Below are 20348 nucleotides of genomic sequence, written 5' to 3' on the forward strand. Positions count from 1 at the left end.
TATAGAACAGCACATGCTTGGATCGAATCTTACTCTGTGAAATCAATCATTTTACCTCTGTCTACAGCGCCACGTATTGTGAAGCAAAGCTTCTTGGTGCTGATGGATTTCCTTATTTTCCCCATTCTTATTTGGCTTTGTTATGCCATTCGATTGGTGAATTTAGGTGTAGAAGCGGTGCCAAATATTCCATTTGGTCCGCTATGGGTCGCTGCGATTGCAAGTTTGATTTTGGTTGCATGTGGTGTTTATAAATTTATTGTTCGTACCTTCAATGAGGCGCTGATTGCTCAATTGGCATTGGCAACCTCATTAACCGTTTTTGCACTTTATCTTCTCGCATATTTAACGCCTGCATTTATTCCAATGTCTATTCCACTCATGTTTGGCTTCATGATGTTTGCATGGATTTGGTTTAGTCGTGGTGTAATTCGTTTTGTGGTGCGTTCACAATTTTTGTCAGATGTACTGCGTAAACGTGTTGCGATTTATGGTGCGGGTTTTGCAGGTCAGCAAATTGCAGCACTTTTAAATAAATCAGATGAACATTTACCTGTATTTTTCATTGATGATAATTCATCTTTATCGGGTCAAATGATTGGGCGTTTAAAAGTCCATAATGCAAAACACGCTTTAAAAATTTTAAAGAAAGACACAGTTGATGAAATCTTAATTGCATTGCCATCGGTGGGTCGTGAGCGTAAAAGTGAAATTATTAAATTTCTTGAACCAACACATCTAAAAATTACTGAATTACCAAGCCTAACTCGCTTAGTTGATGGTGAAGTTCGTATTTCAGATATTCAAGAAGTCGATATTATTGATTTATTAGGACGTGATCCTGTTCCACCAGTATCTAATTTACTTGCTAAAAATATTCAAAATAAAGTCGTGATGGTCACAGGTGCAGGTGGCTCAATTGGTTCGGAACTCTGTCGTCAAATCATCAAAAATCAGCCAAAAATGTTGATCATTTATGAAATGACAGAGTTTGCACTTTATCAAATTGAAAAAGAATTACGTTTATTGTCGAATGAAACGATTGTCCCAATTTTGGGAACAGTGCTGGATCAAATGAAACTTGAGCGTGTTATTCAGCAGTATCAGGTTCAAACGATTTATCATGCTGCAGCTTATAAGCATGTACCTTTGGTGGAATGTAACCCAATTGCAGGTATTAAAAATAATGCTTTGGGTACAGCTTATAGTTTAAATGCAGCCGTGAAGCAAAATGTTGAAACCTTTGTTTTAATTTCTACTGATAAAGCGGTACGTCCTACAAATGTGATGGGTGCATCGAAGCGTTTGGCGGAGTTGTATTGTCAGGCGATGGCAGAAGTACAAGATCAAACTCAAATTAGCATTGTTCGTTTTGGTAATGTTTTAGGTTCATCAGGCTCAGTTGTACCTTTGTTTAGACAGCAAATTGCTAAAGGTGGTCCAATTACGGTGACCGATCCTGAGGTAACACGTTATTTTATGACTATTCCTGAAGCATCCCAATTAGTCATTCAAGCAGGGGCAATGGGTAAAGGTGGCGATGTCTTTTTATTGGATATGGGACAACCTGTCCGTATACAAGATTTAGCCCGTCAAATGATTTCACTCAGTGGCTTAAAAGTAAAAGATGCAAATACACAAGATGGTGATATTGAAATTCAATATACAGGCTTACGTCCTGGTGAAAAACTTTATGAAGAATTGTTGATTGATCAAGAAAACACCGAAACGACAGAACATAGCCGTATTTTAAGATCCTATGAAAAGCATTATCCTTTAGATAATATCTTGAAAACTTTTGAACGAATCGAATCGCTCACAGCAGTTGACGATGATGTGAGTTGGGCACTAAGCCAACTAGAACATTATGTCGATGGCTATAAACGTGGTGATCGAATTCAGGTAAACTAATCCTATAAATATATTAGAGTTAAGTTATGAGCATTAAAAAAGCCATTCTTCCTGTGGCAGGTTTGGGTACACGTTTTTTACCTGCAAGTAAGTCTATTCCGAAAGAGATGGTGATTGTTGTCGATCGTCCTGCCATTGAATATGTTGTGAAAGAAGCGGTTGCTGCAGGTATTGAGCAAATTATTTTAGTGACACACTCATCTAAAGCTTCAATTGAAAATTATTTTGACCGTAATTTTGAATTGGAAACAACTTTAGAAAATAAAAAGAAAATTGATTTATTGAAAGAAATCACTGAAATTTTACCGTCACATGTGAGTGTAATTAGCGTACGCCAACCACAGCCATTAGGCTTAGGTCATGCAGTTTTATGTGCAAAAGCTGTGGTGGGTGATGATGACTTTGCTGTATTGCTTCCTGATGTTTTAGTCAAAGATCCATCTGAAATGAATGATTTAAGTTTGATGATTCAACGTTTTAATGAAACGAAAGCATCTCAAATTATGGTTGAAGCTGTTCCTGATCATTTAGTGGATCAATACGGTATTGTAGATGTGGCATCTACACCTGCGGAAGGTCATAGTATTCAAATGCAAGGGATTGTCGAAAAGCCTGCTGTGGGCACTGCACCCTCCAATCTTTCAGTTGTTGGTCGTTATATTTTACCTGCAAAAATTATGCAGCTTCTTGAGCAAACACCGAAAGGTGCGGGTAATGAAATTCAATTGACCGATGCAATTGCAATGCTTCAAGACACAGACACAGTTGAAGCATATCGTATGAAAGGTCAAACTTTTGACTGTGGTAGCAAGCTTGGTTACTTAAAAGCTGTGCTTCATTATGGTGTAGATCATCCTAAACTTGGTGATGAATTTAAGGATCTCATCAAAGAACTAAAACTATAAAAAGGACGTTTTATGAAAGTTGCAGTATTTGGGCAAACCCTTTATTCAGGTGTGTTTGCTGCATTGTTGGCTGAATGTGGTCATCAAGTATTTTGGTGTGATGTACTGAAAAAGCCAGCATCAGAACAAGCTTATACGCAAGATGAAGCGGTAAAACATTTACTTGATAAACAACTTGAAAATGATTTTTTAACCTACTGTAATTTTTCTAAAATCCCTTTAGATATTGACGCCTATTTCTTTAGTTTTAATCCGACTGAAGAGGCATCGAGTATTGAAATTTTAAAAGAGCTTAAACTTCGTCCCATTATTCATCCTAAGTTAATGATTAATGCTTCAACTTTAGGCCTTCATGGAACTGAAAAATTCGAGCAAATTTTATCGGAAGATGATTGGATTTATTTACCCGATATCATTCAAGAAGGGAATGCATTACAAAGCCTTGTTCGTACAGAGCAATTAATTGTAGGGTGTTCTTCTGAACGTAGTGAAAATAAGATTAAAGAGTTATTAAGACCACTTTTCCCGCGTGCACATCAGTATTTATTTATGCCGATATTAGATGCGGAATTCACGAAACTCAGTGTTTCAGGCATGTTAGCAACACGCATTAGTTATATTAATGATTTGGCTGTGGTTGCTGAAAAACTAGGGATCGATATTGAGCATGTTCGTCAAGGTATGGCGGCAGATAGCCGAATTGGCGCATCTTATTTATATCCTGGTGCGGGTTTTGGTGGTGAAAACTTTTCACATGATATTTTAACATTGGCAAATACAGTGTCTGATACAGGTACGAAAAGCCAGTTACTTTCCCAAGTTTGGGATATTAATGAACAACAAAAAGAAATTTTATTTCGTAAACTGTGGAACTATTACCATGGTGATTTAAGTGGTAAAACGGTTGCAATTTGGGGGGCTGCATTTAAAGAAAATACTGCTCGTATCCAGCAATCTCCTATTCATGCCATGTTAAAAGCACTTTGGGCACAAGGTGTAACGGTTAAATTACATGACCCACAAGCACTTGCTGAAATAGAAAAAGAGTATGGGCATCGTGCAGATTTAATTTATTGCACAGATCAATATGAAGCGACCCAAAATGCCCATGCACTTTGCTTATTGACTGCATGGAAGCAATATTGGAGTCCTGATTATTCAACATTATTAAAAACAATGAATCATCCACTTATTTTGGATGGTCGAAATATTTATGATCCGAGTTATGTAAAAGCTCAAGGATTTGCTTATATGGGGGTAGGTCGCTAATGGGAAATCCAGCGAAACCGTATGCAGTTGAAGATTTAGATGTGGTGATTCATCGTTTAGAAAGTTTCAAGGCTGAATTTGAACATCAGCATTTAACGCATTTGTTTGCTGAAGATAATACACGTTTTCAAAATTTTTCAGTGGCGTTATCACCCATTGTTTTTGATTTTAGTAAGCACCGTATTAATCAAAATGTACTAAAAAGTCTGGTGGCTTGGGCAAATGCACAAGATTTAACGCCGTGGATTAAACGTTTATTTTCAACTGAAGAAATTAATTACACAGAAAATCGCGCTGCAATGCATTGGGCACTTCGTTTGCCTAAAAATGATCAAGTACATCCTGAACTAGCCAAACAAGTACATGAGCAATTAGATCGAATGTATGCTTTGGTCAATAAAATTCATGAAGGGCAATACCGTGGTGCAACGGGTGAAGTCATTCAAGATGTGGTCAATATTGGTGTGGGAGGATCAGATTTAGGTCCACTCATGGTCAGTCATGCACTTTCTGATTTTAAGAAAACAACCTCAAAGCCACTAAATACACATTTTGTTTCGACGATTGATGGTAGTCAGCTTTCAGATTTATTACATAAATTACGTCCAGAAACGACGCTATTTATTATTTCATCGAAGTCTTTTGGCACTATTGATACTTTATCAAATGCACAGACTGTACGTTTATGGCTAGAAAAAGCGCTTGGTCAAGATCAGCAAATTTTAAAGCATCATTTTATTGGTGTATCGACAAAACCTGAAAAGATGACAGCTTGGGGGATTGCGCAGGAAAATCAATTCTTACTTTGGGATTGGGTGGGTGGTCGTTACTCACTGTGGTCGTGTATTGGGTTGCCTGTTGCATTAACTGTTGGTGTGGAAGGTTTCAAACAATTATTGGCAGGTGCTTATGCCATTGATCAGCACGTTCAAAGCGCATCTTTTGAAAAAAATATTCCTGTTCTAATGGGTTTATTGGGTGCGTGGAACAATAATTTCCTAGACATTCAAACTCATGCTGTACTGCCTTATGATGGACGTCTAAAATATTTTGCAGCGTATTTACAACAATTAGAAATGGAGTCTAATGGTAAGTCAATTCAGCGAAATGGCAAAAAAGTTGAATTAGATACTTGTCCGATTGTGTGGGGGGAAGTTGGTCCAAATGCACAACATGCTTTCTATCAGTTGTTGCATCAAGGTACGCAGTCGGTAAGCAGTGATTTCATAGCACCTGTAAATCGTTATAACAGTCAGCAATTTACTTATGTTGATAATGCAGAAGCACTTATTGAGCAGCATCATCTAGCCCTCTCAAACTGTTTGGCTCAATCTCGATTACTTGCTTTTGGTAATCAAGCGCTAGATCAAAAAGAAGTTGCCGATTTACCTGAATATAAGAAGTATGAAGGAAATCAACCAAGCACAACAATTTTGATGCAAGAGTTAAACCCTTATAGTTTAGGCATGCTCATTGCTATGTATGAACATAAAGTTTTTGTACAGTCAGTGCTCTGGAATATTAATCCATTTGATCAATGGGGAGTTGAAAAGGGCAAAGAGATTGCCAATCAATTACTTCCAATTTTAAATGGTGAGCAAACAGATTTATCAAATCTTGATGCATCGACACAAGGTTTAATTAATATTTTGATGGGAAAAGAACATGTCTAAGGTTTTAGTAACAGGTGGTGCTGGATATATCGGTTCTCATACCTGTGTTGAGCTATTAAATGCAGGACATGAAGTGGTTGTGCTCGATAACCTATCTAATAGTTCTAAAGAAGCCTTGAGCCGTGTTCAGGTACTCACCTCAAAGTCTGTAGAGTTTATTGAAGGTGATATTCTTGATCATTCAATTTTAGATCAAATTTTCCAAACACATAAAATTGATGCAGTGATTCATTTTGCAGGTTTAAAAGCAGTAGGGGAAAGTCAGCAAATACCACTTAAATATTTTGAAAATAACATCTCAGGTTCGATTAGCTTGGTAAAAGCAATGGAACGTGCCAATGTTTTTAATTTGGTTTTTAGCTCATCTGCAACGGTTTATGACGAAGCAAATATATCGCCATTGAATGAAGATATGCCAACTGGCATGCCAAGCAATAACTATGGCTATACAAAACTGATTGTTGAGCAGTTATTAGAAAAACTCGCGCAAGCAGATGAACGCTGGTCAATTGCATTACTTCGTTATTTTAATCCTGTTGGCGCGCATAAAAGTGGCTTGATGGGTGAAGACCCACAAGGTATCCCTAATAATTTAATGCCTTATGTGACTCAAGTTGCAGTTGGCCGTCGTGAAAAGTTGTCTATTTTTGGCAATGATTATGACACCATAGATGGTACAGGTGTACGTGATTATATTCATGTGGTCGACTTGGCGAATGCACATTTATGCGCTCTGAATAATCGATTAAATGCTCAGGGTTGCCGTGCATGGAATATTGGTACAGGCAATGGGTGTTCTGTTCTTGAAATTAAAAATACCTTTGAAAGGGTGAATGATATCGAAATTCCATTTGAGTTTTCACCACGCCGTGAAGGTGATGTTGCAACTTCTTTTGCTGATAATGCGCGTGCAGTGAAAGAGTTGGGTTGGACTCCGAAATTTGGTTTAGAAGATATGTTGGCTGATAGTTGGCATTGGCAGAAACAAAATCCAAATGGATATGAGTACTAGTTAATGAATTATGTTTATGGGATTGTTTGTCACAGATTAACGAATCCATTAATTTTTCTAGTTAATGAATTATTGAAAAGCCCAAAAAGCATATTATTGATACATGTGGATTTAAAATCAAATTTGGATTTTATTAAGGATAGTTTACCACAGCATTCGCATCTCTACTTTATAGATGAGCGAGAGGATGTTAGGTGGGGGGCTTTTAGTCAAATTCAGGCAACAATAAACTTGCTACAATTTGCAAAAAAATTTGATTATCAATATTTTTCACTGTTGTCAGGTGATGATATTCCACTCTCATTGAATTCAGAAAGAGAAATTTTCTTAGATAATGCTTATAGTCAAAACATTGAATTTATTGGGGGAAGCTCTGAGCATATTGTCGCAGAAAGGGTTAATATAAAATATTTATCTTATTTTTATTGTAAAAAAAGTTCTAAGTTTTCAAGAAGAATAAAAAGAGTTTTAAAGTTATATTGTAAGATTTTTAGAAGACAAAATATATTAAATTTACCAACACTTTATTATGGTTCATCATGGTTTACAATTACTCAAGAAGCAGTATCAACGGTATTAAATTATTTAGAAAATAATATTAATTATATTCGAGTTTTTAATAAATCATTTTGTGGAGATGAGCTTTTCTTTCAAACAATTATATTTAATTCACGATTGAATAAAAATATCTATGCTAAAGATCAAAAAATTCATTCATGTATACAGGCAATGCGTTACATAGATTGGGAGACAGGACCTGATTATCCTAGAACATTAAATATACGTGATTTTGATAAAATAAGCACATCTAATTTGCTGTTTGCTCGAAAGGTAGATCCGAATATAAGCTTAGATAGACTTCATGACTTCTTATATAAAAAAGAGCCTTAAAGGCTCTTTTTTATTCCGTTCTTAATGTTTTAATTAAGATTGAATAAGTTGTGTAAGCTCATCAATATAAGCTTGCATTGGTTTAGGGTTATGATCTTTACGGCTTTCAATATTTAAACGTAATAGCGGTTCTGTATTTGAAGCACGAACATTTAAACGCCAAGCACCAAAATCTAGGCTTACACCATCAGTCTTATCAATGGTTGGATTTTGTTCTGCAAAGTGATCGAATATTTTTTGAATCGTAATTTGAGTGTCTTCAACTTTAAAATTGATTTCACCTGAACAAGGGAATTTTTCAATCATTTCTTCAACAAGCGATGATAATGGTTTTTGTGTTTCTGAAAGTACAGAAACAGCCAATAACCAAGGAATCATACCGCTGTCACAATATGCAAAATCGCGGAAATAATGGTGTGCACTCATTTCACCACCATAAACAGCATTGTGCTCACGCATTTTTTCTTTGATGAACGAGTGACCTGATTTAGATTGAATTGCTTCACCTTTAAATTGTTCAACAATATCAAATGTGTTCCAAACTAAACGAGGATCATGCACAATTTTCTCGCCAGATTGCTTGAGTAGAAATGCTTGAGCTAATAATCCAACAATATAATAGCCTTCAATAAATTGCCCTTTTTCATCAAAAAGGAAACAACGGTCGAAATCGCCATCCCAGGCAATACCCATATCTGCACCATGTTCAAGTACAGCATTACGTGTACTATCGCGGTTTTCAACTAAAATAGGGTTAGGAATACCATTTGGGAAAGTACCATCAGCTTTATGGTGAATTTTAATAAACTCTACAGGGATATTTAAAGCTTGGAATTTTTCTTCAATCGCATCAATAACATGACCTGCTGCACCATTACCTGCATTGACTACAAGTTTTAATGGGCTAATTTTTGCAGGGTTAATATATGTCATTAAATGATTGATAAACTCAGGTAAGACATTGTATTTTTCAGATGTACCTTTTACAGCAACATCATTAAATGTACCTGATTCTGCTAAAGCTTGAATTTCTTTTAAACCTGTATCGGCACTAATAGGACGTGCATTTTCACGAACTAATTTCATGCCATTGTAGTCCATTGGATTATGACTTGCAGTGACTTCAATACCACCTTGAACATCAAGATGGAAAGCACCGAAATATACTTCCTCAGTACCTGTCATGCCTAAATCGAGAACGTTTACGCCTGCATCATTTAAACCTTTTATGGTTGCTTGTTTTAAGCCTTCACTAGTTAAACGAACATCACAACCTACAACTACAGTTTTTGGTTGATAAATTTGACCATAAGCACGACCTACTTTATAGGCGATATCTTCATTGAGTTCTGTGCCAAGTTTGCCACGAATATCGTAGGCTTTAAAACAGGTAAGCTTTGTCATTTTATTTCCAACTTTAGAAAAAGGCTGGACGTATGAAAGTCATCACATTTCACACAAATCCAGTTTCATCTATTTGATTTTAATACAGGCTAAAAGATCGAAAGAACAATAGAGTTTCATACTGAATTGGATTTTCAGTATCCATAACATATCCATGTATTTTATATCAATGATGCTTAAAAATCTTTATAAGCATGCACTATCACAATAGTTTGAAGTCGTCGTTTTTTCTGCTTTTACTTTTGAACACAATCGATGTTAAAGGAACTTGTATCTGATTTTCCAAATATTTTGATGGATTAGATATTTACTCTCGTGCTTTGTTATATATTTTTTGGTTTAAACTGTATCTATGTTTTATCAATCTAAAGTTTAGAATAGTTTTTTGATACGAATGATGAGTAAGTATTAATGAATTTTTTATTTCGCAAGAATAAAGCATGGTTTGTACTTTTTATAATTACTTTATATTGGTTTATAGGCTGTGTATTGGGCATTATAGTGTGGAAATACTTTTTGTAATTGACTCAATCTGTTCTCAAATAACAGAAGGTTTTTATTGAGAAGATGCTAGGTGCTCAATTTGTAAAAGTCTTCTGTCATTTGATTGGGTATCTTAAAATTCAATCAATTTTAAGTTTTATGTGGAGTAAAAAATACTTCCACACATTTCTAATATTCACCTTAGTTGCCTTTTCTATCTGATCATTATGATAATGGGCTCATTCATTTTGAGCTTCCTGTGAAGTGTAAAATTTGTGTCTGAACATATTCGGCATATACGGAAAGTTTTTCGTAAATATGTTCAGAATAGAACATATCCTCAATAAAGTTTTTCGCTTGAAGATGAGTTAGGCTTTCTATTTGCATTAATATTTCAGCATTTTTTTGTGAAAATAGTGAACACAATTGTGTGTATTCCTCATCTTTATTTTTAAATAAAAGTTTTCGCATATTCATCATTTCACTATCCATGATTTTCTGCTGATCTATATTTGAAACGACAATAATATCAACCTTTAAGAAATGAGAGAGAGATTCTAATTTTTCTATATCAATTTCATATTCAGTAATGATAAAAAGTGTAGATATATCAGTTCTACATAGGGCTTTAATGAGGTTGATATAAAAAAAATCATGACCATTTATTGTGGGATCAGTTAAGTCTAGATATATATTTAAATCCTGAAGTACATTTTCAAAATTAATTTTTTGATTCGTATCTGTTTGATAATATTTATTTAATATAGTAAATACTGTTTCGGTTGCGGGTGTTGTATAGATTGTTTTTTTATTCAAATTGGCCAGAATAAAAGGAACAAACAGATAGGCTAAATCACTAGTTTGAGTATGAATATGTGACTGTATTAAATAAACTAATTTAGATGGGGAAAGACTTCTGACAACTTTAGCTCTTAACAACGTTGCTTCGAGATTTAAATATCTCTTACTTAGCTCTTTTTGAACATTTTCGGACCATTCCTGTTCCTGCAATAAATTAGGAATAACATTTAATTGTTCTGTAAAAAACATATCATACTCATCTAAGCTTAGATTATGGCTGATGATTATTCGCTGAAAACAGGCAGATGAAAAGTTACAGAGATTGAGTTAAAAAATATAACAGTATGTTTAATTTATAGATTACAAATGTTAGTCATTGAATATTTTTAATGATTTCTTTTCCATTCATAGCGTGCTTTTTGATTTTATTGTTATACATTCCAATATAGTCACACAAAACAGATTTTACTTTTTTTTAATGACAATACATTGCCATGAATTATTTGGTTAAGATCTATCTGTTATATTTTTTCTTTCGACTGCTATATATTTAAATGAAAAGTTTGTTTGAATAAAATTGTTATCAGATCAATTTGTTTATGTACTTCACTGGCTGATAGGAGATAACTGATTAATCTTGCTTTAACGGCATTAGCACTTTCACGTATTGCAGATTTATTTAGATGATTTCTCATTTTTTCTAGTTAAATTTGATTCTTGTATTATTGTTAGGTGGGTATGTATAAATCTGAACAGTTGGCACATAGCATCAAGCAACTTATTGAAAATGGTGGTTTAAAAGCACATGAAAAACTACCATCTTTACGAGATCAAGTACAACGTACTGGATTAAGCCTGATTACGATTCTCAATGCTTATCAAGAGTTAGAAGCTCAGGGATTGATATATTCTATTGAAAAATCAGGTTATTTTGTTTCAGAGCTTATGTCGCATTCAATTCCAACGAGTGCTAGTGCGACTGTTACGCTTAATTCAAAAGTTAAAATTAATTCTTTAGTTTTTAAATATCTAAAATCAATTCAGCCTAGTCAAATTATACCTTTAGGGTCAGCATTTCCAAATCAGGAGTTACTTAACCCTCCTAAGTTGATCCAAATTATGGGGCGGCTAACGCGTAATAAAAATAACTATGATCAAAATAATAGTTTACCACCTGGAAATTTTGAACTGCGTAAACTCATCGCTCAGCGTTATTGTATGCAAGGTATACCCACGCAAGCTGACGATATTGTGATTACTTCAGGTTGTTTGGATGCACTCAACCTGTCATTACAGACCTTAACTCAAGCAGGTGACTATATTTTATTGCAGGAGACCATCTTTTATGGTGCTTGGCAAATTGCGGAACGCTTGGGACTTAAAGTGGTTACTATTCCAGAACATCCACAAGATGGTTTTGATATAGAAGCATTTAAGCAAGCCATTCAGACTTATCCCATTAAAGTGTGTTGGTTTATGTTGAATTGTCATAATCCAATCGGGTTTACAGTCAGTGATGAAATTAAATACCAAATTGCTAAGCTTTTACATGAGCATCAGATTTATTTGATTGAAGATGATGTATATGAAGAGCTTTTCTATCATGGTAGTAAACCACTTCCAATGAAGTACTTCGATCAACAAAATTTGGTATTACATTGTTCATCTTTTTCTAAAACGCTTGGGTCGGGTTTTCGAATTGGGTGGGTATATGCAGGTCAATTTTCTGAAAATATACAACATTTACAACTGATGAGTACCATTTCAGCCAATACATTGATGCAAAATGCATTGGTTGAGTTTATTTCTAATCACCATTACGAAAAGCATTTACGTGTACTTAGGCGTGATCTTGAAAAAAATAAGAAATGCTTTTTTGATTACTTAAACACGCATCTTCCCACGGGCTGTAAAATTCATAATTATGCAAGCGGCTACTTTTTATGGATCACGTTACCCTCAAATATGAATAGCATGTCTCTTTATGAGGATTTAATTCAGTTGAATATTGGTGTTGCGCCTAGCAAGCTGTTTAATGTTCAACAGTCTCAACAAAACCATTTACGTATTAATTGTTCATTTGATTGGACAATAGAGATTGAAAATGCGATGAATCAGTTGATTGCAAATATTAAGATTTATTGCAAATCAAGTTTGAGAGATGTTTGATACAGTGCTGTGTGTTCTGAAAGTTAGCCATAAAAAAATCCACACATCATGCGGTTTAAAGCATAGATTGCGTGGATTTTTTTTGAGTAAATCAGTATTACACTTTATTACTTAGTATGAAACTTTATTACTCTCATACACTGGAAATTCCAGTCCTGTATTCAATTATTCAACAGTCACAGATTTTGCAAGGTTACGTGGTTGGTCTACATCTGTACCACGCAGTACAGCAACATGGTAAGACAGTAATTGCACAGGAATACTGTAAACAATAGGTGCAAGAATTGGATCGACAGTAGGTACATTGACTACGTGTTGACGATCTTTACCTTTAATACCACTATTTTCATCAGCAAAGACAAAAAGTTCACCGCCACGTGCCTGAACTTCTTCCATGTTCGACTTTAATTTATCTAGCATGTCATCTTTAGGTGCCAAAATAACAACAGGCATGTCGTTATCGACAAGTGCAAGTGGACCATGTTTAAGTTCACCTGCAGCATAACCCTCAGCATGAATATATGAAATTTCTTTGAGTTTTAAAGCACCTTCTAAAGCAATAGGGAAGTGCGTACCACGACCTAAGAATAGGCAGTGTTGCTTTTCAACAAAGAGTTCAGATAAACGCAAAATTTCTTTATCATTTTGCAAAGTATCTAAAATAACTTTTGGTGTATGCCAAAGCTCAGTCACAATTTTTGCAATTTCGCTTTCAGAAATTGTTTGCTTAATTTGACCAATTTTTAATACAAGAAGCATTAAAGCAGCAAGCTGAGTGGTAAATGCTTTAGTTGAAGCAACACCAATTTCAGGACCAGCTAGTGTCAATAAGCTGTGGTTTGTTTCACGTACCATTGAAGATGTTGCAACGTTGCAAATCGTCATTGTTGAGATGTTCAAGCCTTTTGCTGCAGCGCGTTTTTGTGTGTCACGAAGTGCAGCTAAAGTATCTGCTGTTTCACCCGATTGAGAGATACACACATAAAGCGTATTGTTCACAATTACAGGTGCGCGATAACGGAATTCACTCGCAATTTCCACTTGGCAAGGAAGATCAATTAATTGCTCGAACCAGTATTTTGCAATCATGCCTGCATGGTAACTCGTACCACAAGCAATAATTTGAACTTGTTGGATGCTTGAGAAATCTTGAGTTGCTGCAGTTAGAAAATCTTCACGAAGTGCATTGCCATTTAAAGCTTGAGAAATAGTTTGTTTAATCGCTTCAGGTTGCTCATAAATTTCTTTGAGCATGTAATGCTTATATTCACCTTTAGATGTATTGCTAACGGTCGCATCTAATTCTTTAATAGGACGTTCAACGAGCTTACCATCCACAAACACCTCAATGCTTGTACGCGTTAAACGAGCAATATCACCCTCTTCAAGGTAAATAAAGCGGTTGGTAATTGGAAGGAGTGCGAGTTGGTCAGAGCTAATAAAATTCTCACCAATACCCACACCAATAACAAGCGGTGAACCTTCACGAACTGTAATTAATTCATCAGGATGATCTGTATGTACAATACCAAGTGCATAAGCACCTTTAAGTTGAGGTACAACTTTACGGACAGCCTCAAGTAAACTTGGAGTTGTTTTTAGGGCATTATTGATTAAATGAGCAACAACTTCAGTATCTGTTTGAGATGTAAATACATAACCAAGAGCTTCTAAATCATCTTTTAATTCTTGGTAATTTTCAATAATACCGTTATGTACAACAGCTACATTACCTGAAATGTGAGGATGTGCATTTTCTTCTGTTGGCTTACCATGTGTTGCCCAACGTGTGTGTGCAATACCCAATGAACCTGAAATTTGAGATTCTGAAACAGCCTCTGCTAAATTCGCAACTTTACCAACACGACGTTCGCGAAGAACTTGTCCTTGGTTGATTAAAGCTAAACCTGCTGAATCGTAACCACGATACTCTAAGCGTTTTAAACCTTCAATGAGGATGTTGCTAATATTACGTTCTGCAACGCCACCGACAATACCACACATAGCGAATTCCTCTTATTTCTTAATTTTTTGTGGACGTTGATAATTTTCTTTGGCAAATTGCTTAGAGCGTTCTACAGCCAAACTATTTTCTTCAACATCACGTGTGATAGTAGAGCCTGCTCCAACCGTTGCACCATTGCCAATTTGAACAGGAGCAACGAGTGAGCTATTTGAACCAATAAAGGCGTTATCACCAATAATGGTTTTAAATTTGTTCGCACCATCATAGTTACAGGTAATTGTACCTGCACCAATATTTGAACCTGCACCAATTTCAGCATCGCCAAGGTAAGTAAAGTGATTCGCTTTTGAACCGAAACCAATGCTTGAATTTTTTACTTCAACAAAGTTGCCAATATGAACTTCATTTGCAAGCTTGGCACCTGGGCGTAAACGTGCGAAAGGACCAATTTGAGTATCTTCACCCACTACAGCATTATCAAAAATGCTATAAGGTTGAACTTTAGTACCTGCTGCAATTTTTGTGTTTTTAATAATGCAACCCGCGCCAATTTCTACATTGTTGCCAAGTTCACAATTGCCTTCAATAATTACGTTGATGTCGATACGAACATCTTGACCCACTTGAAGTGAGCCACGTAAATCAAAACGTGCAGGGTCAATTAAATGAACGCCTTGCTGCATAAGCTGTTTTGCTTGGAAAGATTGGAATTCACGTTCTAAAGCAGCAAGTTGAACACGGTCATTGACACCTTCAACCTCAAATGCGAGTTCAGGTTCAACAGATGCAACTTCTAAACCATCTGTAATTGCCATCGCAACGATATCAGTTAAATAGTATTCACCTTGTGCATTGTTGTTGCTTAAACGTGGCAACCATTCATGCAATTTGGCATTGCTTACACAATAAATACCTGTATTAAATTCTTTAATTTGACGTTGTTCTTCAGAGGCATCTTTATGCTCAACAATAGCCTGAATTTTATTGTTTTTACGAACAATACGACCATAACCTGTTGCATCAGCTACCGTTAATGTCACTAGACCAATACCTGTTTCACGTGAAACAGTAAGAAGATTGTCGAGCGTTGTTTGGCTAATACAAGGCACATCGCCAGAAAGAATAAGAGATACACCGTCTTTAGGTAAAACAGGTAAAGTTACTTTAACAGCATGGCCTGTACCAAGTTGCTCTTTTTGCTCTACCCATTGCACATTTTCATGGCTGAATGCTTGCTGAACAAGATCCCCACCATGACCATAAATTGTGATGATATTTTTCGCATTTAATTTTTTAGCCGTATCAATGACATGACCAAGTAAAGGACGCCCTGCGAGTGGCTGCAATACCTTGGGTAAGCTCGAACGCATTCGAGTTCCTTTACCAGCAGCAAGAATAATCACAGAAGTTGACATAATACACCTTAAAAACTCGGCTTAAGCCATTGAAATATAGAGGTACACAACAATACAAATTGCAGCCCATAGACCCGCAATAATATCGTCAAACATAATACCGAAACCGCCACCAACTTGACGATCGATTACACGGATTGGCCATGGTTTCCAAACATCAAACAAACGAAATAATGCGAAACCAACCAATATCCAAACGGCACTCATTTGACCTACATATAGTAGAGGAATGAAGGTAATCGATTGCCCTGCAAACTCATCCCAAACGATACGACCATCATCATGAACACCCATAATATTTGCTGTTTTACCACAGATATAAATGCCTATAAGTGACATTAAAATTATGGCTAATATGGAGTTGAAAAATCCAATTGCAAGCCAAATAGGGATAAATAATAAAGCAAAAGCAGAACCAGCCGTACCAGGTGCTTTAGGAGACAGTCCTGAACCAAATCCAACGCCACAGAACACAATAAAACGCTCTGCCCATGACATGTTTTTAAAGTTAATAGCAGGTTTATGCAAAATGTTGGTATCCCTGAAATTCTAATATTTGTACTTGTCCATTTTGAACAAAACGAAGTTGAGGTGTTGTTGTAATTTGCCCAATTTTCGTAATGCGGACATCTAATTTTTGTTGCAAGAGTTTTTTATAATTCTCGGGACTTATTGTAAAACACAATTCGTAGTCATCGCCACCTGCAAGTGCAAATTTCCATTGTTCTTGTTGTGGAAGATACTTTAGAGCAGTATCGATCGGAAGTTGATTTAACTCTATTTCCGCACCAACTTGAGAGGCTTTAAGAATATGTCCTAAATCTTGTGCTAGACCATCTGAAACATCAATCATGCTATGTGCTAAGCCTTTTAAGATTAGACCTAAAGCACAGCGTGGTGTTGGGTAATCTAAGCGCTTTTTAAGAGGGTGTTCTCGATGTTGTAAGCCAAAAGCAGCATCGCCAACTTGACCGCTTACACAAATATAGTCACCAACTTGAGCACCTGAGCGCAGTACACCTTGTCCAATATCAACCCATCCAAGGGCAGTTACTGAAATAGTAAGGTGGGGACTTTGGGTGGTATCACCACCAATTAAACTCACACCAAATTGATCGCAACAATCGAATAGACCTTGGCTAAAACCTTTCAGCCAATCATGATCAATTTGGGGTAAGCTCAATGCAAGAAGAATGCTGTGCGGTTTTGCTCCCATAGCAGCAATGTCAGATAAATTAACAGCCACAGATTTCCAGCCAATCGCATGTGGATTGGTGTCGAGAGGGAAGTGTCGACCCGCAACGAGAGTATCGGCACAAATGACCAATTGTTGCTGTGGAGGAGGGGTGAGCAAGGCTGAGTCATCACCCACACCTAAATCGATGGACGATAAAGTCTTTCGATTAAAATAAGTGTCAATGATAGAAAACTCAGCCATACAACTAAACTACTTAAAATTAATTAGCTTGTTGTTTTTCTGCTTCACGTAAAGTAGATGCTAAACGGTCTAATACACCATTGATGTATTTATGACTGTCTGCACCACCAAAGTGTTTAGCAAGCTCAATTGCTTCATCTAATACAACGCGGTATGGAATTTCAAGATGTTCTTTCAACTCATACGCGCCAAGACGAAGGGTCGCTAGCTCAACGCCATCTAATGCGCTAAGTTCACGGTCCAATACAGGAATTAATAGCGCATCTAACGCTTCATGATTTGCAACCACTTGAGTTAACAATTCATGATAATAGCTAAGATCCACTTTGTGCATGGCATTTTCAACACGTGTACGTGCCTCAATTTCATGTACTGGGTTGTGGCTCATTTGCCATTCATAAATTCCTTGTACAGCAAAGCGACGTGCTTTACGTTTCGCTGCATAAGTAGCTTGAAGTGTTTGCGACATGCTTTAAATAGCCTTTAACAAGTTAACCATTTCAATCGCAGTAAGGGCAGCTTCACCGCCTTTATTACCTGCTTTTGTACCAGAGCGTTCAATCGCTTGTTCAATACTATCCGTAGTTAATACACCATTAATTACTGGTAAGCCAGTGTCTAGACCAACAACGCCTAAACCTTTGGCACATTCACCAGCAACAAAATCGAAGTGAGGCGTGCTACCACGAATCACAGCACCGAGTGCAATAATGGCATCGAAACTATTTGATGCTGCAAGTTTTTTTGCAACAACAGGAAGTTCCCAGGCACCTGGTGCATGAACAACAGTGATATTATCCTCTGATACGCCGTGACGTTTCAATGTATCAATTGCACCTTCTAACAGATGTTCAACAACAAAGCTGTTAAAACGTCCAACTAAAATCGCATAACGGTCTTCGTTCGCGAGATGTAACATACCTTCAATACGGCGAATAGCCATAGCAACCTCGATTCTTTCTTAAGATGTTTGTTGTGCGGTGATGTATTCCACCACTTCTAAATTAAAACCTGATAATGCATTAAAACGTAAAGGTGAGCTTAATAGCTTCATTTTTTCTACGCCTAAATCACGAAGAATTTGAGCACCTACACCAATGGTTTGGTATTGCTGTGATAGGGCTGCATTCGATTTTACATTTTTAGGTGTTGTTAATGTATCAAGTGCAGGACCTAAATCTTGCAAATGACGTTGACCAATCCAAACTAAAACACCACGATCACTATTCGAAATTTCTTTTAAAGCGCGATCTAAATTCCAAGCAGGTTCGCCATCTTGTTTATTGATTTTGAGCAAGTCGCGTGTAGGATTGAACCCATGAACACGAACAGTTGTTACACCTGCTTTAGGTTCACCTTTCACCAATGCTAAATGAATATCTGGATTACCTAGTTCACGATAGCGGAACAGTTCAAATGTACCGTATTCAGTCTCTAGTGTTTGTTGATCAACACGCTCAACCGTTTGTTCATTGGTCATGCGATAGTGAATTAGATCGGCAATTGTACCAATTTTTAAACCATGTTTTTCTGCAAAAACTTCAAGGTCAGGACGGCGTGCCATTGTGCCATCTTCATTGATAATTTCACAAATCACAGACGCAGGTTCTAAACCAGCTAAGCGTGATAAGTCACAGCCTGCTTCAGTATGACCTGCACGGTGTAATACACCACCTGGCTGTGCCATGAGTGGAAAAATATGCCCAGGCTGAACAATGTCAGTCGGTTTGGCATGTGCTGCTACAGCAGTTTGAATTGTATGTGCACGCTCAGCAGGTGAAATACCTGTTGAAATACCTTGAGCTGCTTCAATAGATAAAGTGAAGTTTGTACCGTGCTGAGCACCATTGGCATCGACCATGAGTGGTAGATTAAGTTGCTGGCAACGCTCTTTACTTAGGGTTAGACATACAAGACCACGTGCATGTGTAATCATGAAGTTGATATCTTCTGGACGCACGTGAGTAGCAGCAATAACTAAGTCGCCTTCATTTTCACGATCTTCGTCATCCATCAGGATAACCATTTTTCCTGCACGAATGTCTGCTACAAGCTCTTCAACAGTATTGAGCGGCATCAACTTTACCTTTTTCTAAGTCACTAATGACATTTAAATTCATTAAATGGTTGCATAGTTTAACGCTTTTTACAGCATTTTGCCTATGCTTCTGGTTTTTACTTACTGGTTCATTGTTATACACAGTCTTTAAAATATTGAAAAGCGAACATTCTTTTGAAAGATGTAATTCTGTTGAATGTTTAAGCAGTTGAATTGCAGAATATTTGAAATGGATATTACATATTGAAATTAGTGAGTTGCGGATCGGATGATAATGTTTGATGAAGGTTTGAGATCAATCATTTAAATATAAAAAAAGCGAAATAGAGATGAATTTCATCAATGGTAGAGTGAGTGTTTATATAGATTTATCTTTAGATTGTTGTCGGGTGATTTAACGCTGCGGCTTTAGTTGAACTTTTTTAGAAGTGATTATGGGAGTTAATGAGTCATCTTATTATCCATCAAGATGAGTATATGGAATGGTTTCATTGAATTTACATCATAAATTAAAGCTGAAAAACTTTATTTTATTGCCTGTAGATGGTTGCTTGATGCATTTTTTGGCACATAAAAGTACTGTCGGATAAGGTCTTTATGAAATTCATGTTTCTAATTTAGATGATAATTATGGGATGAATTAAGCGAAATTTGTTCTATTTAGCATATTTGTAAACATGTAATTTATTAAAAAATATAATTTATTGATGATTTTATAAACTCAGTCTTTATAGAAAACAAAAAATTAACAAAAATAATTCACAAACAATAAAAACGATAAACGGTTTTATATTTTTCTTAATAAGTGTGATATATTTCACAAAAATAATCAGTTAAATTAACAATTAATAACAACACTATTTAGTATATTTTAATAATGTAACGTCGTTATAAATCTGAAAATCATCAATGATTTTATTTATGTAAGATTTTATAAGGATATTCAATTGAT

The 20348-nt window shown here is 36.1% G+C and carries 16 protein-coding genes; 7 read left to right on the plus strand and 9 right to left on the minus strand.

What is annotated here, in order from left to right; all coding sequences use genetic code 11:
* Positions 1 to 36: 36 nt before the first annotated feature.
* From AC5YC8_RS10835 to AC5YC8_RS10860, 6 genes are read left to right on the plus strand one after another with little or no spacing between them, the layout of a single operon-like run.
* Positions 37 to 1911: a polysaccharide biosynthesis protein gene (locus AC5YC8_RS10835; protein WP_496164533.1), complete on the plus strand. Its 1875-nt coding sequence runs from the start codon at positions 37 to 39 to the stop codon at positions 1909 to 1911.
* Between the two features lie 26 nt (positions 1912 to 1937).
* Complete coding sequence (gene galU / locus AC5YC8_RS10840) at positions 1938 to 2816, plus strand: UTP--glucose-1-phosphate uridylyltransferase GalU (protein WP_496164534.1); 879 nt, start codon at positions 1938 to 1940, stop codon at positions 2814 to 2816.
* A 12-nt stretch (positions 2817 to 2828) separates the two neighbouring features.
* The gene (locus tag AC5YC8_RS10845) at positions 2829 to 4085 is read left to right on the plus strand and encodes a nucleotide sugar dehydrogenase (RefSeq protein WP_496164535.1); all 1257 of its coding nucleotides are present in this window, start codon (positions 2829 to 2831) and stop codon (positions 4083 to 4085) included.
* Complete coding sequence (gene pgi / locus AC5YC8_RS10850) at positions 4085 to 5758, plus strand: glucose-6-phosphate isomerase (protein ID WP_496164536.1); 1674 nt, start codon at positions 4085 to 4087, stop codon at positions 5756 to 5758. The genes AC5YC8_RS10845 and pgi overlap by 1 nt, the downstream gene beginning before the upstream one ends.
* Positions 5751 to 6770, plus strand: coding sequence for a UDP-glucose 4-epimerase GalE (gene galE, locus AC5YC8_RS10855; RefSeq protein WP_496164537.1), 1020 nt, complete (start codon positions 5751 to 5753; stop codon positions 6768 to 6770). The genes pgi and galE overlap by 8 nt, the downstream gene beginning before the upstream one ends.
* A gap of 3 nt (positions 6771 to 6773) precedes the next feature.
* Positions 6774 to 7661 (plus strand): beta-1,6-N-acetylglucosaminyltransferase, encoded by an 888-nt coding sequence (locus AC5YC8_RS10860; RefSeq protein ID WP_496164538.1) that lies wholly within the window; start codon positions 6774 to 6776, stop codon positions 7659 to 7661.
* A gap of 33 nt (positions 7662 to 7694) precedes the next feature.
* Here the strand turns inward: AC5YC8_RS10860 and AC5YC8_RS10865 are convergent, their stop codons facing one another.
* The gene (locus AC5YC8_RS10865; protein ID WP_496164539.1) at positions 7695 to 9065 is read right to left on the minus strand and encodes a phosphohexomutase domain-containing protein; all 1371 of its coding nucleotides are present in this window, start codon (positions 9063 to 9065) and stop codon (positions 7695 to 7697) included.
* A 726-nt stretch (positions 9066 to 9791) separates the two neighbouring features.
* The gene (locus tag AC5YC8_RS10870; protein ID WP_496164540.1) at positions 9792 to 10598 is read right to left on the minus strand and encodes a hypothetical protein; all 807 of its coding nucleotides are present in this window, start codon (positions 10596 to 10598) and stop codon (positions 9792 to 9794) included.
* A 489-nt stretch (positions 10599 to 11087) separates the two neighbouring features.
* On the opposite strand from AC5YC8_RS10870, the gene AC5YC8_RS10875 reads away from it, so the two are divergent.
* Entirely contained in the window at positions 11088 to 12518 is a 1431-nt protein-coding gene (locus AC5YC8_RS10875) for an aminotransferase-like domain-containing protein (protein WP_496164541.1), read from the plus strand.
* A 165-nt stretch (positions 12519 to 12683) separates the two neighbouring features.
* On the opposite strand, the gene glmS is transcribed toward AC5YC8_RS10875, so the two are convergent.
* Genes glmS through ribBA form a run of 7 tightly spaced genes read right to left on the minus strand, consistent with a single transcriptional unit; the run spans position 12684 to position 19414 of the window.
* The gene (gene glmS, locus AC5YC8_RS10880; protein ID WP_496164542.1) at positions 12684 to 14522 is read right to left on the minus strand and encodes a glutamine--fructose-6-phosphate transaminase (isomerizing); all 1839 of its coding nucleotides are present in this window, start codon (positions 14520 to 14522) and stop codon (positions 12684 to 12686) included.
* A 12-nt stretch (positions 14523 to 14534) separates the two neighbouring features.
* The gene (gene glmU / locus AC5YC8_RS10885; RefSeq protein WP_496164543.1) at positions 14535 to 15899 is read right to left on the minus strand and encodes a bifunctional UDP-N-acetylglucosamine diphosphorylase/glucosamine-1-phosphate N-acetyltransferase GlmU; all 1365 of its coding nucleotides are present in this window, start codon (positions 15897 to 15899) and stop codon (positions 14535 to 14537) included.
* Between the two features lie 21 nt (positions 15900 to 15920).
* The gene (locus AC5YC8_RS10890; protein ID WP_496164588.1) at positions 15921 to 16397 is read right to left on the minus strand and encodes a phosphatidylglycerophosphatase A family protein; all 477 of its coding nucleotides are present in this window, start codon (positions 16395 to 16397) and stop codon (positions 15921 to 15923) included.
* A gap of 22 nt (positions 16398 to 16419) precedes the next feature.
* Entirely contained in the window at positions 16420 to 17337 is a 918-nt protein-coding gene (gene thiL / locus AC5YC8_RS10895; protein WP_496164544.1) for a thiamine-phosphate kinase, read from the minus strand.
* 19 nt (positions 17338 to 17356) lie between these two features.
* Entirely contained in the window at positions 17357 to 17806 is a 450-nt protein-coding gene (gene nusB / locus AC5YC8_RS10900; RefSeq protein ID WP_496118810.1) for a transcription antitermination factor NusB, read from the minus strand.
* Between the two features lie 3 nt (positions 17807 to 17809).
* Positions 17810 to 18280 (minus strand): 6,7-dimethyl-8-ribityllumazine synthase, encoded by a 471-nt coding sequence (ribH, locus tag AC5YC8_RS10905; protein ID WP_496118812.1) that lies wholly within the window; start codon positions 18278 to 18280, stop codon positions 17810 to 17812.
* A gap of 18 nt (positions 18281 to 18298) precedes the next feature.
* On the minus strand, positions 18299 to 19414 hold the full coding sequence (gene ribBA, locus AC5YC8_RS10910; protein ID WP_496118814.1) for a bifunctional 3,4-dihydroxy-2-butanone-4-phosphate synthase/GTP cyclohydrolase II: 1116 nt from the start codon (positions 19412 to 19414) through the stop codon (positions 18299 to 18301).
* Positions 19415 to 20348 lie beyond the last annotated feature (934 nt).

The sequence above is a fragment of the Acinetobacter sp. FY731 genome (assembly GCF_059515905.1).

Bases quoted from the DNA above. Each gene is read 5' to 3' on its own strand.
- galU (WP_496164534.1), top strand. From the start codon at position 1,938: ATGAGCATTAAAAAAGCCATTCTTCCTGTGGCAGGTTTGGGTACACGT.
- AC5YC8_RS10845 (WP_496164535.1), top strand. From the start codon at position 2,829: ATGAAAGTTGCAGTATTTGGGCAAACCCTTTATTCAGGTGTGTTTGCT.
- pgi (WP_496164536.1), top strand. From the start codon at position 4,085: ATGGGAAATCCAGCGAAACCGTATGCAGTTGAAGATTTAGATGTGGTG.
- galE (WP_496164537.1), top strand. From the start codon at position 5,751: ATGTCTAAGGTTTTAGTAACAGGTGGTGCTGGATATATCGGTTCTCAT.
- AC5YC8_RS10860 (WP_496164538.1), top strand. From the start codon at position 6,774: ATGAATTATGTTTATGGGATTGTTTGTCACAGATTAACGAATCCATTA.
- AC5YC8_RS10865 (WP_496164539.1), bottom strand. From the start codon at position 9,065: ATGACAAAGCTTACCTGTTTTAAAGCCTACGATATTCGTGGCAAACTT.
- AC5YC8_RS10870 (WP_496164540.1), bottom strand. From the start codon at position 10,598: ATGTTTTTTACAGAACAATTAAATGTTATTCCTAATTTATTGCAGGAA.
- AC5YC8_RS10875 (WP_496164541.1), top strand. From the start codon at position 11,088: ATGTATAAATCTGAACAGTTGGCACATAGCATCAAGCAACTTATTGAA.
- glmS (WP_496164542.1), bottom strand. From the start codon at position 14,522: ATGTGTGGTATTGTCGGTGGCGTTGCAGAACGTAATATTAGCAACATC.
- glmU (WP_496164543.1), bottom strand. From the start codon at position 15,899: ATGTCAACTTCTGTGATTATTCTTGCTGCTGGTAAAGGAACTCGAATG.
- AC5YC8_RS10890 (WP_496164588.1), bottom strand. From the start codon at position 16,397: ATGTCATGGGCAGAGCGTTTTATTGTGTTCTGTGGCGTTGGATTTGGT.
- thiL (WP_496164544.1), bottom strand. From the start codon at position 17,337: ATGGCTGAGTTTTCTATCATTGACACTTATTTTAATCGAAAGACTTTA.
- nusB (WP_496118810.1), bottom strand. From the start codon at position 17,806: ATGTCGCAAACACTTCAAGCTACTTATGCAGCGAAACGTAAAGCACGT.
- ribH (WP_496118812.1), bottom strand. From the start codon at position 18,280: ATGGCTATTCGCCGTATTGAAGGTATGTTACATCTCGCGAACGAAGAC.
- ribBA (WP_496118814.1), bottom strand. From the start codon at position 19,414: ATGCCGCTCAATACTGTTGAAGAGCTTGTAGCAGACATTCGTGCAGGA.